The sequence below is a fragment of the Chitinophaga eiseniae genome (genome assembly GCF_012641265.1).
GTDB classification, from domain to species: domain Bacteria; phylum Bacteroidota; class Bacteroidia; order Chitinophagales; family Chitinophagaceae; genus Chitinophaga; species Chitinophaga eiseniae_A.
Map to the genome: position 1 here is coordinate 653,628 of NZ_JABAHZ010000003.1, position 16,865 is coordinate 670,492.

A 16,865-nucleotide genomic window follows, 5' to 3' on the forward strand; every position below is an offset into this window, starting at 1 on the left:
AGTTATGGTTAATACGAGGCAACTGCTTTTAGTGTATATATCGCCGTTATATACGTAATTATCAGTTCTTTGCTCTCGCTGTTTTTACCTCGGCAGCAGTTACAGCACTGGCTTTATTACCGAAATTACGGCGCACATAAGTCAGCACATCGGCAATCTCCTGGTCTTTCAGGAAATTATGCGGCGGCATATTATTGGAGTAATATTCGTCGTCAATAGGCTCAGACGCCTGCATCCCCTTTAAAATAACCTGTATCAGTTTGGCTTTATCACCCAGTACAAACGATGTTTTAATCAACGGAGGATTCAAATGCGGTACACCGCTGCCATCTACCTGGTGACAGGTCAGACAATACTGCTCATATACTTTCTTTCCCCGGGCGGCCGACGATTGGCTAGCAGCAGGCTTCTTCGGCGTTTGCGCCGACAAAAAAGAAAGTGTTGCACAAAGTGCAACACCTATCATAGTTATTTTCTTCATACGAAATTCCATTATTTACCGCTGTAAGAAATCTTATACACCGTGCCCTTCACATCATCCGTTACATACAACGCGCCGTCAGGACCCTGAGCTAATCCGCAGGGACGATGCTGTGCCTGGCCGGGTGACTGGATATTTTCCACGCCGGTAAAATTGTCGGCAAATACTTCCCAGTTGCCGGAAGGCTTGCCATCTTTAAATGGTACAAATACAACATAATATCCCTTCTGCCCTTTCTGCCGGTTCCAGGAGCCATGAAAAGCAATGAAGGCGCCGTTCTTATAACGTTCCGGGAACTGGTTACCCGTATAAAACAATAACCCATTAGGCGCCATATGCGCCGGGAAGGCAACTACCGGATCAATCGCATCGTCGCCACCGGTTTTCTTACCATCGCCGCCATACTCCGGCGACAGCATCTTCTTATGCTGTATACCGTCATAGTAAATATAAGGCCAGCCGGCGTTGTCGCCTTTCTTCAGGGCATACATACATTCAGCAGGTAATTCATTTCCTTGCTGTAAATCATAGTATTCCGGGAACATGTCAAACAATCCATCACGGCCGTGCTGCATCACAAATAACTGGTTCTGTGCTGTATTCCAATCCAGGCCTACTACATTGCGCAAACCAGTGGCATAACGAACACCATCGCCGTAGGTTTGGTTCAGCTTATCCGCTTTAAATTGCCAGATCCCCGCCGCAGAATCCAGTATAGGACAACCAGGTATTCCTTTGGAACCTTTGGCCCTGTCCTGCTGCTGGCAGGAATTGGAATAAGCGCCAATATTCACATAGATGTTACCCGCATTATCCAACGCAATAGATTTCGACTCATGTTGGTGACGGTTAATTAAACCGGTCACTATCTTTTCCGGCTGATCCGGATACATCACCTCAAATTTATCATCTAGTTGGTAACGATAAACGTCTTCATCGGAAGAAGTATACAGGTAATGATCTTTGATCACCATACCCGTACCCCGGTAAGCGCCAAAAGTTTTTACGGCGTCAGTCTTTCCGCTGCCGGTGGGATGTAAAACAGCAATGGCTTTACCGGGTTTGGAACTTTGTATTTTTACATAGATGTCGCCCAACGGGGTCACCGCTATGTGACGGGCAGCACCCAGGTTTTCCGCTACTACCTGTGCTTTAAAACCAGCAGGCAGCTTCAGTCCTGCATTTGCCTGATCTGCTCCCGCAGAACGATGAATGGCGCTGCTGTCGCCATTATCTGCCAAACAGGATGCAGACAACAGTGATAAGCATCCCAGCAAAACTACATTTGTTTTCATGCTACTAAGTTTTTCAATGATTTTATACGGATTTTCACGCTCTATGCTGTAAAAATAATAAGGTTTTAATGGAATCTGTAATTATTAAGATGAACGGTATCATCCCCGCCTCGCCACCTCTGAAGTATAATATTTCATGAGATAATGGTAAATCACCAGTTCATGCAACCGGGCGTTGGCAGCAAACATCCGGTTCAGGAACATATGCAGGTAATGTGGAGGCAACGCTATAACCGCATCGGCCTGCTGCACCTTTAACTCCGCCACCAGCTTCCGGGTGGCGACAGAGCGGCGGTTAAAAATATCCCGGCTCTTTTCTACCAGCGTAGGTACATGCTCGTTATCCCGTAATATGGCCGTTACTAAAGGGGTATCCTGCCGGTATTTATTATTCAGCTGTTGCAAAAGATCAGCATCCCCCTTATGCTCTGTAAAAAACTGTTGCTGCAAATGCCGTAGCAGCTGTAATTTCATAGCAGGCGTATAGCCAAAATCGTCGAGCAACACATCGGCCCCCTTCAATGCCAGTAACCACCACTCGATAGCGGCTGTGCCGGTATCGATAGCCAGCAAACGGGTAACCGCCTGGCTGTCATGGAAAAATATCTTTTCGCTGATCATTATTTGCTGGGGCCCATATCGCTCCAGCTCCCGTATATAAGTGTCAAACTGTACTTTCTGTACTACATCATTGTCCAGGTAAGGTGTCAGGACTTTATTCAATAACCCGATTACCTCACTGGTATGCTGCGCGGGCTGTGGCAGGTGAAACCGGATCCGGATATGATGATCGGGGTCCTGGAAACGGATAAAAAACCAGCGATCCACCATTCCCTCTTCCTCTAATTGGGCGGTGAGGGGCATCAGCTCCCTTAGCAACAGCCGGTCCATCCATTTGGGACCGCAATAGATCTTTGCATATAACCACTCGCTGCCGGGCGAAAAGCTACGTTGCACATGCGTGGCAGCGGGCGCTCCAGGCCGGCCGGCAACGGGCCGATAATCGGTGTTATGCAACGGGATAATCACCTCATTACAAAATGCACCGCTATCGCTGGCCAGCAAGCGGGTATCTGCACTAAACAAATGCTCGTATAACACAATATCTCCTTTCTTCAGTTTTTCAGCGAGTATACCTATTGCAAAAACGCTGGAAAAATCTATCAGCAGCTCATTATCCCCCTCCGATAGTAATACCCTATCCGGGATCTCATACTGGTCTTTCAACAACTGCAGCGCTGTCACCGCGGTATGCAACAGCTGCAACTCCTGAAAGGCTGCCTGGGTAATCTTCCACCGGGCCCGTTCTATAATAATCTGCTTATATACCACCCGGGGTAAAAAAGGTTGATCCAACAGCAAGCCCCAATTCCATTGTATCGACACTGCCTCCTGCTGCTGCAGATCACATAAAAATTTATAAACCGACAACCCGCGGGTATAGTTATGTGCGCTGGTGAGCCGGGGCACCACTTCTTTCCCCAATCGCACAGAACGTAATATCACCCGGTTACCACGTACCGTAACATACAGGTCATTGACCGGCAGCTGGTACACCTCCGGTTTGTTGCTTTTCCCCAGGAAGGGTATTTCATATTCGTACAGGTCAGGACGTAGCAAGACATTGCCCGTACGCCCTTCCGGCAAATGCACGATTTCAGCAAATACCTTATCGGGTTCCATTAGCTGTTCCTGTTGCACCATCGCTTTCAATTTGACTTTCAGAGCATCATCTCCTGCCGCAAAACGTCCCAGCAACGCAATAGCATTGGGGCCATAGCAGGATTTAAACAAAAAGCGAAAGTCGCCCTTATCGAGGGCATCAGCATCTGCAGCCAGCAGCGCCCCCATCAGGCAAAGGTTAGCCGGCAGCGAGGGTACCTCCGTGGCGGCCGATAACTCGTCCAGGTCAGCATCCGTAAGCGTTATTTCCTTATGACGGCCACTTTGGGCAAGCAGGAAATGCTTCAATACAAATTTCGTATGCTCGTTCCAGTTAGCTGTGCCTTTTTTCTCTCCTGCTGGCATCACCAGGTCGTCAATCAACGGGGTATAGCTGGCATTATCACCGGATACAATACCATAACCGATACCCGATTCACTGTCCAGTGCCGTCATCAGCGGGATTTCCCTTTGTTCATACATTTGCAGGAAACGTTCCTTAAAAGTTTGCAGGTCGGTCGGCGTACTGTGGCTACCCAGCACCAGCAAACGCTCCAGTTGCGGTAGCAGCAGCTCCACTGCCCTTGCCGACAAGTGGTGCCGGAACGACGGAAAGAAGAGATCCACCTGCACCGGGTCTTTGACGGCAATGTTGGGGAACTGTACCTGCAGCAGGGACTGTATCTCAAGATACCGTTGCGCCCCATCTGTTTGCTCCTGCAAAAGCTGCCGAACCCGCTGCAGGGTGGCCACCGCAGCATGGCCTTCCGGCAACTGCCGGATCAGGTGTGCCAGGTTATCTTCCCCACTCACCACCGGGGCCAGGTGCGCCACCAGTATCTGGTTATGTATCAGGGTTTCGATGAAAGCGGCAACTTCCTTCTCCGGAATGTCATATTGATGCAACACTTCCACCAGGTAAGCGATACGGGCTCCCTGCCGGGCAACGGCCAATATCTCGCGGATATAGTCCCGCTGCAAAAATTCACTGAGAAAATAATGTCTTTTGTCATTCCGTAGCTGGTATTCGTAGTAGCGGCTGGACGGCCCCGCGTTGTAGAGGCTGTTGTTAGGGTAAAAATCCAGCTGTGACCGGATTTCCGGCCATGTTACCAGCTCGTCCATAAGTGCAGAGAGGTATTCCATATCCAGGCGGGCTACCTTGTAACGGTGATCCGCATCGGGAGGCGTTAAATGAGTTCCTCCCGGGCCAATAGTACCGGTAGCGCAGCCGGCAAACAGCCCATAGGGCGTACAGCGCGCGCTCATTCTCAACAGGTAACGGTAAAGTGCCAACGGCAATTTCAGGGAGCTGTCGGGTTCCTGCAGCCATTTCAGCATTTCAGAGTAGAGGGCAGGACTGGCCAGGAAAACAGCTTCCTGTAGCAACGGGAGCGTGAAGAGCTGCCGGATGGCCGCAACAAAAGACACCGGGTCATTAAAGGTACTGCGATGTAAGCGGAGTACTTCTTCACATGACAACAGTGGCATTCTGAGGAGGTAGAAATCGTGAGCTTTTAGCGGGCGTATGAGCGATGAACCCATTATCACGTATAGTGTTAAGCCGCTAAGATACTATATAATTTGAAAGCAAACTGGACCTGCTTTCAGGTCATGGCCAATTTAACAGCCGGAATCACTCTCTCCATTTCATTCACAAATTTTTTATAACTCGCAGGTTTACCGAGGTATCCTTGCTGCTCTTTCCAGTAGAGATTTTGTATTTCCCGGCTGGAGTAGGCAGTAACAAGAATAAAAACGCAGTCCTGCCGAAGGAACTGCGCTATAATGTCCCTGGTGTTACCTCTCAGGTTTACATCGAGGAAAACGAGGTCCACTTTTCTTTCGGCGATCAGGTTTTCTACTGTTGCCAGTTCTGATGCCTTCTTTACGAGTTTCAAATAGGAAGTTCGTTGGATATAGTTTTCCAGTATGTCTAATGCCAAGGGCTCGTCATCTACTATGGCACATCTGTATTGCATTGCTGACGGGGGTTAATCATGAAGAATAGTAAACAAATTGGGTTAAGCTTCGGCACCTAAGATGCCCCATGTAGTGGGAATAGTGGGTACGCTGGAATGCAGCTTTCCTTTTCCGGACCTGTCAGATGTACGCATGTTTTCAATCGCATAAACATCTGCTTTGGAAATAATTTCCTTTTCCAATAATAGTCTCGGACGGCTGTTCATAGATTTTTTGTCTACCATAAAACAGTATTTTAGATGAACAGATAAGTATATCTGCTATCTAAGCTCGCCCATTCATAGTATATGGCATATTTTATTAGACGTAATTACCCTAATTTTCGACCAACGATAATATTTCACTCATCATCTTCTCCATAGTTGGCAATCCCAAGTAATCGCTTCAGCTCTTGCCGGGAGGACTTTGAGATAATTACTGTTTGCCCGTTTATTACCTCCACCGTATTGCCCATAAGGGATTTGACAGCCTGGAGGCGGATAATGTAGGATTTGTGAATCCGCATAAATTGATCGGCCGGCAACACATCTTCCATTACTTTCATGCGCATGTAGGTGATCACCGTTTTATCCCCGCATACGATTTTTATATAATCTTTCATCCCTTCCACGTAGTAAATATCATCGAAGAGGATCTTGGTTAACTTATTATTATCTTTTACAAAAAGGTGATTCGTATTGCTGATTTTGGGTTTGGCAGCTTCCACGGGTACGGCTTGTTGCTGCCGCTGGCCAATATGGACCCTGGCCTTGTTCACCGCTTTCAGGAATCGTTCAAAGGAAATCGGTTTCACCAGGTAATCCACAGCATCCAGCTCAAAACCCGCTATGGCATGCTCCCGGGAGGCCGTCGTAAAAATCACGAATGGTGGATTGCTCAAGGAACGTATCATTTCAATACCGTTGATATTGGGCATTTGTATGTCTGAAAAAAGCAGGTCTACCGGTTGGCGCTGTAACTCATTAATAGCGTCAAATGCGCTCTCACAGAAGGCCACAGGTTGCAGGTAAGGCACCCGTCCAATGTAATTTTCCATCAGATCCCGTGCAAAAGGCTCATCATCAACTACCAGACAGGTAATTATTTGATCCATAGTTTTTAATTCAACGTTAATGTCAAGACAACTTTGTAATATTCGGGATTATTTTCAATATGTAAGGTATGCTGGTCGGGATATAGCAAAATAAGCCGCTTACGGGTATTGCTCAATCCTATTCCTCCGGCCACTTTTTTGCCTGCCGGCTGTTCCCCCTTGCTATTGGCAATTTCAAACCGCAACTGCCGCTCCACTACTTCCATAGATGCATGTATCCAGCACTTATCGTTGGTGGTGCTATGGGAATACTTAAAGGCATTTTCCACAAAAGGGAACATCAGTAGCGGCGCTACCAGGTGATCACCTATTTTGTCAGTATCGCAGTTAAACTGGATACTGGCGTTTTTGCCATACCGCACGCTCTCCAGCTCCACATAATTTTTCAGAAACTCTGCCTCCATATCCAATGGCACCTTGTCGGTATTGGAGTCATAGAGGGTATAACGCATCATTTCTGATAAGTGCATAATCAAATCCGAGGCCAATGCGTCATTTCTGATCGACAAAGAGTAAATATTATTCAGGGTATTAAATAAAAAGTGTGGATTCAGCTGAGATCTCAGAAAGCTTACTTCCAGGTTAAGGTTATCTCTTTCCAGCCGCAACGTACGGGTGGAAGAGCGGATAATATCCAATACCAGCTTCAGGGATACCGGCGGCGCAATGACCATTAACACCGGCAGGAAGATTTTTATCATATGATGCAGCCCAAAAGTATCCGACCAGCCGGCATCTACCACCCGCTTCAGGAATTCCCGCAGCGAAGTGTCATTGATTTCCAGGAAAGCCACTGCATACAGGGAGCATAGGTAGTTGATGACCGACCAAAAGAAAAAGGGAACACAGAAACATAGCAGGGCCAGGAAAAAATACCCCTTCTGCAATACTTTGGGGATAATAAAATAAAACGCAGTGTAAAAGAAAAACATAGCCCCCAGTATGTTCCGCAGCATAAATAGCACACTCACCCCAATGGATATAGTGAAATTAGACGCCATCATCAGCCCGTACAGCACCGACAGGATAGCCCACATGAGTATATGTGCCCATACCCTGATATTGGTCTTATAATATTTATCAGATAAAAAGAAAGAAATCCACTCCATCAGCTTCCGGCTAACATCAAGTGGCTTTCCATTGGTCTTGTCCCTGAAAAAAGCTAGCATCGTACCCTATATATAAAATGACAGTAAGCAAAAGGCAAGTAAGATAAAAATACTTTATCAATCCGAAATTTCTTTTATCTTATAATAAATAAAAATTATATAAATTCACCTTTCCAACTGCAACTTACACATTATGAATGAATTCCAGCTCCATGAATGATATACAATGTTGGAAACAACCGCATTTTCATCGCGTTTATGGGTCAATTCATCTAATAAGTTTAAATGGCTCCCGCTTTTTGTAGACTTTTGATATAGATCAGTGAATCAGACCACAGATACTAAGTTCTTTGTTACTAACATATTGAAAACAAGGATGAAGTCGCGCAAAGCTCCAGAAAGCAGCCTTTCATCCATTGTTGTTACCATTGTCATACTATTACAGTTGATAATTTCGTCATCGAATAATATTTATACCAATCTGGTCAGAAAACCTAGCACATTTTATCCAGCAGTTACTCCAAAAAAGAATATATAGCTGAGCGTAAGAACATCTACCTGCTAACACTATTCTATTCTATGTAAACACTATGAAACCCAAAGCTCCTCAAGAGATGGACGTCAGTCTGTCTCTTTTTTTATAAGGGAAGCCTTACTCAGTCTCCAACATAAAAATTGTCCCAGTAATATCAGCAACAGGTAACCCACAGGTTTTGCATGATACATGCCCTGGCACCATCTTGCCAATCCCAATACCCATATGCCGGCCAACCACCACCGTATAAAAACCGGGAAAATAACCGGGCGGTGTATATAACCCGCCAACAACAGTATGAAGTAACTCCCACCGGTGCAGAGCAGGTAAAACCAGGTAAAATGTTGGCCGTTCATGGCAAAAGGATTCCACTGAGCGGTTACCAGGTTCACATATAATAAGGGAAGCAGCCCCCCGGGGAAAAATAATATCAACAGCCAGTAATATGGAATTTTGTTGTGCATAAAGTGAGTTTTATCGTCAGGAACCACTGCAACCACCGCAACCGCTGCCGCAACCTCCTCCACAACCGCTGCTGCAACTGCTGCTATCACTACCGCAGTTACTGGAACAGCTGCTGCCACCGCCGTCATTAGAGGACTTACCGGGTTTGCTGGTGGCTGTTCGCACCGCCCAAAATACCAGGAAGCCAAACAGTATGAAATTCGTAGGGCTGGCGCCGTTACACCCGGGAAATAGTAAAAGGAGAAGAAAGAAGAAAAGGATGGTTAACACACGCCGGAATAACCCGGATAAAGTAGCTAATACAGCAGAGGGGAAATTAACTTTTTCATCCAGCCAGAAGGCCGCGGGAGGATCTTCACCAAAACATCGCCGGTACTCCTTCCAGGTACTTTCCTGCCATGCCTCATGCCGCTTTTTTTCTGCCGGCCCGCCCAACGAGGGGTAGTGGTGAATGTACCGGCCCAGTGTTTGCTCACAGAATGCGATCCAATAATTTTCGGTATAAAGCAAATGCTGGTGCCATACCTTGTCTACAATGGCCGAAGGCGATGCACCGCCGGGAGAAATACAACAGAGGTAAATGAATCGCTTATACTCCTGTATGGCCCGCTGGGTAAAGGCCTGATCCCATCGTTGCTCCCTGGCCAATTTCCTGGAGAACGGTAACGCTGCCTGGGGATCATCCAGCCGGAAAGCGCTGATTTGCTGCCAGAGCAGCGAGCCCGTCGACAGGGCCGCAAATGATGCCTGTTTCTTCATATATCGATCTTTTGTTCATATACGAAAGATGGAAAAAAAAGACAAGACTCGCGTATTCTTTGTATCTTATACCGACCTATAATCGTATTACAATCGTATTATTATGAGTAAAGAAGAGTTGCTTAACCTGGAACGATTAATGAACTACATTGCGCATCAATATCTCAAAAAAACAAGCTGGGAAGATGTTTCAAAGGCAGAGTGGACCTATGTTGTCCAGGAGTTTAACATACAGATAGAGAAACAGCACCGCCGCAAAAAAATAACTGCGCCACGGGTATTATTCGGAGATAATTATTTATACGAACATCTCATCATAAAAAAATTAAAGTCCGCCCGCGTCAAATCCGCGCAAACAATCAGCAGTCCTAACTTCTCTAAATTAAATATCATTGCCACTACCCTGGGATTCAGCAGCTACATCGACTTTATTAATAACGCCACCACACAGTTTCCTTTCCACGAACTTAAAATCAATATTCCTATTACCGGCAGTAACCGCTTATTACTCGACAACCTGGTCGGATACTGGTATTGCTATAACCGTAACCTCCCCTTCAAGCCCGGTAAGAAAGCCCATGAACGTATCTGGCGATCGGCCCTGGAAATATATAAATCAGGAGATGAATACCTGGTAGAGCGCTCCGGAAGAGACAATCATATGTACTATGGCAAAGTAACCGCGTTTGCCAACTATATCTTTATTATTATGAATAGTACTACGTTTATCCGTCAACGTCATTTTATCGGGCGACTCCCCGACATAGAAGATAACATCGGTAAAGCGGGATACCAGATCAGGGAAATGAGCTTTGTAAGCACCTGCGTGGGCTTCAATGAAGAACCCATTGCACTCTACGAAATATTTCATCGCGTACCCAGGGCAAAAGACTTCCAGAAAAAATCGGTCGACCTGGCCTTCGACAGTCCGCTCCTGCCCAAGCATATCCTGCTGCACCTGAAAGACAGCGAGCAAAACAGGATCCGGCAACATTAAGACTTATCTGAAAGACAACCGCTTCCAGGGACTTTCCGGCGCCAGCAGCAAGTATTCCATATTGGCATGTAGTGTTTCAAAACTTCCCATTTCCACGCCGTTCCATACGCAGCGGGCAAACTGGTAAGAAAGAGAAAGGTGCCGCCAGGAAGTATAACTCCGCTTAATCAGCGGCACACACTGCATCATATAATCCAACGCCGCTTCATAGGTAAGATAACCCGCATCGTAGCCGGCCCGGCTAAGATTAATAATACGGGCAAAATCCCATATCAGCATATCCGGTTGCAATGATTTATCAATCAGCTTCCGTTCTTTAAACAGTTCCAGGGCATCGCGGGTATTGCGCAAACGCTCCATTACCACGGCTTCTTCCAACTCATTGCTGGCAATATATTCTCTTAAAAAGGCCTTGCTTTCCTTCATGGATACCATGTTGATAGCCTGCCAGATAATATCATATTCAATCCTATGACCGCTTTCCCGAAGCCAGTTCAACATATCTACCAATTCGGCGGTACTGTCAATATCCCACCATTCAGACAACTGCTCCCGGCAGTCAGCCTTGCTCATCCCCGTAGTAATATCATTCAGGTATTGTTGATTTACGAACGCTATGTCGGCCCCACAAGCAATGGCCCATTGCTGCTCCGGCATTAAACGACTGCCGGCATGCAGGCGAATAACGGGTGGCTGATCATCCATGTCACATACGTCAGCATCATCGCCACCAAACATCTGGTTGAACTGCTTAATATTTTCCGTAAATACGCTCATTTGTGCATTCCAGCTGTCAGCCTGACTCATCGACTGCTCTACCTGCTGCTTGTAGAGGTTAATCATATCTTCGCTAAATCCCATGTTACGCAATTGCTCCCAGTACTTGTCCATGTATTGCTGGTCCATAGTATATGGTTAAGGTTAAGGATATATGGTTTATATTGGTGGTTATGGTCTGGTTAAAATGACTGGTACACTGTTACTTACGTATAAAATTAGCGAAAAGTTTTCTAAAAATAATTTTACATATCAAATATAATTAATGTTTATAGAAATTTATAATATTAATATTTAATGAGATAATCGCGATCTCATTGCCAGAAATCAGCGTTGGCCTACCAGCGAAAGATGTAACTTCCGGGTATAAATAAAACAAGTCGTGTAGTCCTAACGTTTAGTTATTAACAAAATCCCAATGAACACGAATACCACTACCACCCTATCTAATCCGGGTAAACAAATCAGGGACAGCATTCCCCGCACTTCCCAGGGAATATTTAAACTACCGAAACAACGCCCTACTATTTTACAGGCCATACAGGCATCCAATGCGGGCCGGGTGGAAGAACTGATTCCCATCCGTTGCGGCAGAATGAGCACTTCGCCATTTGCCTTTTACAGGGGCACCGCCGATATTATGGCGCGCGATCTGGCCGGACTTCCGCATACAGAGCTACAGGTACAGGCGATGGGCGACTGCCACCTGATGAACTTCGGCGGCTTTGCTACTCCCGAGCGGAACCTCATCTTCGATGCCAACGATTTCGATGAAACACTACCCGCACCCTGGGAATGGGATATCAAACGGCTGGCCACCAGCTTTGTGCTGGCTGCCCGGCATAACAGCATGCGCGAAGCCGATGCCCGGCAAATGGCCATAGACGTAGCCAGTGCCTATCGAAATGCCATCGCCGAATATGCACAGATGAACACACTCGATCTGTGGTATATGAAGTTTGATATACCCGGCCTGTTAAACAACAGCAAAAGTGAAAAGGTGAAAACCATGCTGAGAACCGCCATAGACAAAGCAGAAAAAAGCACGCCTGAAAAGGTGTTATATAAAATTACAACAGGTGTTTTAGGCAACTTCGAAATAGCGGATCAACATCCGCTGGTATATCATACGATCGACCTGGTTAAACAAAAGGAAATGGTACACCACTTCCTGGAATCATATCTCAATACCCTCCAGGACGACCGGCGCTACCTGATGAGTCAATACCGGATAGTAGACCTGGCCCTGAAGGTAGTAGGAGTAGGTAGCGTAGGCACCCGCTGCTATGTGGCCCTGATGATGAACGATAAAAATGAGCCGCTCTTTATGCAGGTGAAAGAGGCCCGCAACAGTGTACTGGAAGCCTATACAGCCAAGTCCAGATACAAACACAATGGAGAGCGCGTAGTACAGGGGCAACGCCTCGTGCAGGCAGCCAGCGATATTTTCCTGGGATGGAGCACCGGACTGGAAAATCGCCATTACTACCTGCGACAGCTGAGAGACCGTAAAATAGCCCCGGATGTAGAACATTTCGATAAAGAGGTATTGGGCGCCTATGCAGGCCTCTGTGGAAGGGTGCTGGCCAGGGCCCATGCCAAAACAGGCAAAGGCAATATGATCAGTGGCTACCTGGGAAAAGCCGATATCATGGATGAAGCCATTGGCAAATTTGCGGTAGCCTATGCCGATCAAACGGAAAAAGACTATGCCGACTTCCTGAAAGCCATCAAAGCCGGTAAACTACCCGTAAAAAGGGAATAAGTTTCACGCAAAGGATTATAAGAAGCAAAGGCGCAAAGAGATGTTATACTCTTTGCGCCTTTGCTTCTTATAATCCTTTGCGTGACTAGAAGGTTCTGTCGCGCTTATCGATCTTACCTCTTCTGTTCTTCGGCTTAGGTCTCCGGGGTTCTGCCTTGGGCAAATCCGGGTTAGTATTGTGGGCCTCTATGAGCGCAGCCTCTTCAAAGGGGTGCGAAACAGAAGGAATCGTTTGCCGGGTCAGTTTATTAATACTGTGGAGATACGGTCTTTCTTCGGTATCACAGAAAGAAAGCGCATATCCTACGGCGCCTGCCCTACCGGTTCTGCCTATACGATGTACATAGGTTTCAGAAACATTCGGCAGGTCATAGTTGATCACGTGTTCCAGTGCATCCACATCTATTCCACGGGCGGCAATATCCGTAGCCACCAATACGCGCAAACGTCCGTTCTTAAAATTGCTGAGCGTATTCTGACGGGAAGCCTGTGATTTATCGCCATGCAACGCATCAGCGTTGATATTGCGCTTCTTCAGGTTTTTAGCAATCCTGTCGGCGCCATGCTTGGTTTGTGTAAATACAATCGTACGCTCTATCCGTTTATCTTTCAACAGGTGATCCAGCAATTGCTGTTTATCTTTCTTCTTCACAAAATATACGGATTGTTCAATCCTTTCCGCAGTAGTAGATACCGGTGTAATGGTTACCTTTTCCGGCTTGTACAGCAGGGAGTTGGCCAGTTGTGCAATGCTTGGCGGCATGGTAGCAGAAAAGAACAGGGTTTGACGCTGCTGCGGCAATTCCCGGATTACCTTCTTGATATCATTGATAAAGCCCATGTCCAGCATACGGTCTGCTTCATCCAGCACAAAAATCTCGAGGTGGTTCAGGTAAATATAGCCCTGGTTCATCAGGTCGAGCAGGCGGCCGGGTGTAGCAATCAGTACATCGGTGCCATTACGCAGGGCAATGGTTTGCCGGTGCTGCGGTACGCCACCAAAAATAACATCGTGCTTCAGCCCTGTATATTTCCCGTAGGCAGCAAAGCTTTCATCGATCTGTAAGGCCAGTTCCCGGGTAGGGGTCAATATTAAGGTACGTATATGCTTATACCCCTGTGTAGCCGGGGTGCTGTTGTACAATAACTGTAAAATCGGAATAGCAAACGCGGCCGTTTTACCAGTGCCCGTTTGTGCGCAGCCCAGCAGGTCTTTACCTTCCAGTACAATAGGAATAGATTGTTGTTGTATAGGGGTAGGTGTGGTATAACCTTCGTTTTTAACAGCTTTTAAAATGGGCGCAATAAGCCCTAATTGCTCAAATAACATATTGATATATCTGATGTAATAAATATTAAATAACGCTTCTTCGTCTTTAGCGTTATCACAATTGAGGGAGAGCAGTAAAGAAAAGATTTCCGGACTGGAGAGAGTGAATAACTGTGCTTTATGCTTTTAACTCAACAGACGGATGCAAAGATACTGATTTTCCCGCCAGGATAGCCATAAATTAATAAAATAACATATGAATCCCCAAAAACGGGGCTCAAAACAGGCTAAATGGTATAAAAAAAGCCGCTTTGCAGCGGCTCCTTTTAAAAATCTACTTGGCAGCTTCGGGAGCTGCATCTGGTTTGGTTTTCGGTTCTTCATTACCATGGTGACAGGTATAGCAGCTTACTGCCATTACCTCCGAACCCTTGAAGAACTTCTTGTTGATCCTTTTGGTCATCTTCATCATATCCCGTGCAGTGCCCTTGTGAGGATTGGCATCGCTGGCAAAATCCAGTTTCTTGGGATCATCTTTGCTTGGCTCGTGACAGAAATTACATTTTACACCCAGGGCGGCATTGAAACCGCGCATGGTTGCAATCAGCTCTTCGTGGCTGATATCCTTAGGCAATACCTTCAGATTCTTTGCCTTTTCAGGCTGCTGAGGCAATGCGAGAGAACATAGGGTGCCGACAGCCACCAGTGCCGCCACCACTACAAAACTTTTCCTGATTTTCATGACCATGGGTTTAAATAGTATTAAAAGCTTCCTTCTGAACGGGAATCTACAAAAAAGAATCATATGTTGTAATGATCCCTGCCTGATTTTTCGCTACCACTAACGAAAAATGACAGGCATGATGCCTGTCATTTTTCGTATAAACGTTGAGGTTATTTAACACTTACCAGTTGGGATTCTGTTCCATCACACTGTTCGGCACCTGTAACTCCGACAGTGGAAGCGGGGAAAGATAATCCCTGTTTATATTAAACTTATAGCCGGAAGCCATCGCCGGAGAGTTCTTATACAGCTGGATATAACCCGCTGCATTGGCAGGATAGCCAGACAATTGAGAGGCCGGAACTACCGTTGCCCATTGATTCAATTTGGCGCCCAATGGCTGCCATCCCACAAATAATCTGCCTGCAGCGCCCCATCTCAACACGTCGTCATGCCGGAAACCTTCGCAGGCCAATTCCACCCGTCTTTCCCGGCGTACCTCGTTAATAACCGGGCTGAGATTAGGAAATATCCAGTTAGGATCTGTAGGCAGCGCCCCGATATTCATATCGGGCATACCTACCCGTTGCCGGAGTTTATTAATCGACATATCTACATCGCCCTGCGTCAGCGTACCCAGTTCAGCTTTAGCCTCTGCATAGTTGAGTAATACTTCTGCATAACGGAACAGGATTAAACCGGTAGTGCCAATTTCGGCAGCATACTGTTGATAGTAATCCGGGTTGTTGCCTTTGTATACCTGGTAACCGGTAGCAGGCTTATTTTCATTGGCTGAGCCAAAAGTGGGCAGCGTGAAAATCAGGTTTGGTACACCTCCAGGTTGATTGCTGGTAACAATGTGGTTACCATCGTTTACATACATCGTTTGCGCCAGGCGGGGATCCCGGCCACGTACTACGGTAGTCAGCGAGTCATCGCCCTGGTAAAGTGGGCTGAGGGCAATAGGATTGCCATCCATACACAGGTAATCGTCCACCAGGCTCTTGGTCAATCCACGTCCTGCCCCGGAATTCGTATATCTATGCCAGTTATGAGCCGGCCCGGTAGTGGCATTATACTGGCGCCAGAACATCACCTCCTTGCTGCCGGCGTAATCTGTTTGGTTAAACAGCGACCAGTAACCATAATTTTTCCCCACATTGTCCAATGAAAAAATACCGGTACTCATTACCTTATTGGCTGCATCTGCCGCTTTCTGCAGGTATTTACCACCATTACCACCGGTTACACCAAAGGGGGTACCGGCCAGGTATTTTTCCCAGGTGCCTTCAAACAAGGCTACGCGCGACTGAAAAGCCATCACGTATTCTTTATATACCCTGCCTGCCGGCGAGGCCGTTTTGGAAGGCAGATAGCTGATAGCGCTATCCAGGTCGGCCAGGATGGAATCGGCTATGATATTGCGCGCCAGCCTTTTACTGTATAGTTCCGGCGACGTGGATGTTAATGGCTTGGTTACCCAAGGCAATGCACCGAAACGCTTCATCATGCCAAAATAAAAGTAAGCCCTGAAAAATAATGCTTCTCCTACATAGGGCTTCATATTACTCCAGGAATCTCTCACCTTCCCGTAATTCGCCAGCAGGTAGTTGATATTACGCAGGGTGCCCCATGACGACCATCCACCACCAGTGGAGGGCACAATCGTTTCCCCGTTCATCCAGGTATTGTAATTGATGTAAATCATATTATCGCTCCCCTGGTCGGCATCATCACCATATATACCAATGGTACCAAAACCAGTATAGGAAGGCAACGCAGTATAGAAACCATTGGCGTACAATTTCAGATCATTGGCACTTTGCCAGTATTGAGCATCACTGATCACACTTTCCGGCGATCTCTCCAGGAAGTCTTTCTTACAGGAAAATAACGTAAAGCCAATGATCACGCAGGCCAGCAATATTTTAAACGAACGCATATCTCTGA

Annotated in this window: 15 protein-coding genes; 2 read left to right on the top strand and 13 right to left on the bottom strand. The window is 46.6% G+C overall.

The window, feature by feature from the left end; all coding sequences use genetic code 11:
- Nucleotides 1–61: 61 nt before the first annotated feature.
- From HGH91_RS16450 to HGH91_RS16490, 9 genes are all read right to left on the bottom strand, one after another.
- Nucleotides 62–481: a c-type cytochrome gene (locus tag HGH91_RS16450; RefSeq protein WP_168739889.1), complete on the bottom strand. Its 420-nt coding sequence runs from the start codon at nt 479–481 to the stop codon at nt 62–64.
- Nucleotides 482–492: 11 nt separating this feature from the next.
- Entirely contained in the window at nt 493–1,776 is a 1,284-nt protein-coding gene (locus tag HGH91_RS16455) for a PQQ-dependent sugar dehydrogenase (protein ID WP_168739890.1), read from the bottom strand.
- A gap of 99 nt (nt 1,777–1,875) precedes the next feature.
- Nucleotides 1,876–4,983, bottom strand: a complete 3,108-nt coding sequence (locus tag HGH91_RS16460; protein ID WP_168739891.1) for a lantibiotic dehydratase — start codon at nt 4,981–4,983, stop codon at nt 1,876–1,878.
- A 62-nt stretch (nt 4,984–5,045) separates the two neighbouring features.
- Nucleotides 5,046–5,420 carry a response regulator gene (locus tag HGH91_RS16465; RefSeq protein ID WP_168739892.1) on the bottom strand — a complete coding sequence of 125 codons (375 nt, stop codon included), beginning with the start codon at nt 5,418–5,420 and terminating at the stop codon, nt 5,046–5,048.
- 42 nt (nt 5,421–5,462) lie between these two features.
- Nucleotides 5,463–5,645, bottom strand: a complete 183-nt coding sequence (locus HGH91_RS16470; RefSeq protein WP_168739893.1) for a hypothetical protein — start codon at nt 5,643–5,645, stop codon at nt 5,463–5,465.
- Between the two features lie 116 nt (nt 5,646–5,761).
- Nucleotides 5,762–6,514, bottom strand: a complete 753-nt coding sequence (locus HGH91_RS16475) for a LytR/AlgR family response regulator transcription factor (RefSeq protein ID WP_168739894.1) — start codon at nt 6,512–6,514, stop codon at nt 5,762–5,764.
- 5 nt (nt 6,515–6,519) lie between these two features.
- Complete coding sequence (locus tag HGH91_RS16480) at nt 6,520–7,683, bottom strand: sensor histidine kinase (protein ID WP_168739895.1); 1,164 nt, start codon at nt 7,681–7,683, stop codon at nt 6,520–6,522.
- Nucleotides 7,684–8,244: 561 nt separating this feature from the next.
- Entirely contained in the window at nt 8,245–8,622 is a 378-nt protein-coding gene (locus HGH91_RS16485) for a hypothetical protein (protein WP_168739896.1), read from the bottom strand.
- Nucleotides 8,623–8,638: 16 nt separating this feature from the next.
- The gene (locus HGH91_RS16490) at nt 8,639–9,382 is read right to left on the bottom strand and encodes a glycine-rich domain-containing protein (protein ID WP_168739074.1); all 744 of its coding nucleotides are present in this window, start codon (nt 9,380–9,382) and stop codon (nt 8,639–8,641) included.
- Between the two features lie 103 nt (nt 9,383–9,485).
- Between HGH91_RS16490 and HGH91_RS16495 the strand changes: the two genes are divergently transcribed.
- Nucleotides 9,486–10,379 (top strand): hypothetical protein, encoded by an 894-nt coding sequence (locus HGH91_RS16495; protein WP_168739897.1) that lies wholly within the window; start codon nt 9,486–9,488, stop codon nt 10,377–10,379.
- Nucleotides 10,380–10,382: 3 nt separating this feature from the next.
- Here the strand turns inward: HGH91_RS16495 and HGH91_RS16500 are convergent, their stop codons facing one another.
- The gene (locus HGH91_RS16500; RefSeq protein WP_168739898.1) at nt 10,383–11,285 is read right to left on the bottom strand and encodes a DUF1266 domain-containing protein; all 903 of its coding nucleotides are present in this window, start codon (nt 11,283–11,285) and stop codon (nt 10,383–10,385) included.
- Nucleotides 11,286–11,574: 289 nt separating this feature from the next.
- On the opposite strand from HGH91_RS16500, the gene HGH91_RS16505 reads away from it, so the two are divergent.
- Nucleotides 11,575–12,921, top strand: coding sequence for a DUF2252 domain-containing protein (locus HGH91_RS16505; RefSeq protein ID WP_168739899.1), 1,347 nt, complete (start codon nt 11,575–11,577; stop codon nt 12,919–12,921).
- Nucleotides 12,922–13,006: 85 nt separating this feature from the next.
- Here HGH91_RS16505 and HGH91_RS16510 read toward each other — a convergent pair whose 3' ends face one another.
- The 3 genes from HGH91_RS16510 to HGH91_RS16520 form a co-directional block, all read right to left on the bottom strand.
- On the bottom strand, nt 13,007–14,251 hold the full coding sequence (locus HGH91_RS16510) for a DEAD/DEAH box helicase (protein ID WP_168739900.1): 1,245 nt from the start codon (nt 14,249–14,251) through the stop codon (nt 13,007–13,009).
- 274 nt (nt 14,252–14,525) lie between these two features.
- Nucleotides 14,526–14,933: a c-type cytochrome gene (locus tag HGH91_RS16515; protein WP_145665034.1), complete on the bottom strand. Its 408-nt coding sequence runs from the start codon at nt 14,931–14,933 to the stop codon at nt 14,526–14,528.
- 163 nt (nt 14,934–15,096) lie between these two features.
- Nucleotides 15,097–16,857: a RagB/SusD family nutrient uptake outer membrane protein gene (locus HGH91_RS16520; RefSeq protein WP_168739901.1), complete on the bottom strand. Its 1,761-nt coding sequence runs from the start codon at nt 16,855–16,857 to the stop codon at nt 15,097–15,099.
- Between the last annotated feature and the right edge of the window lie 8 nt (nt 16,858–16,865).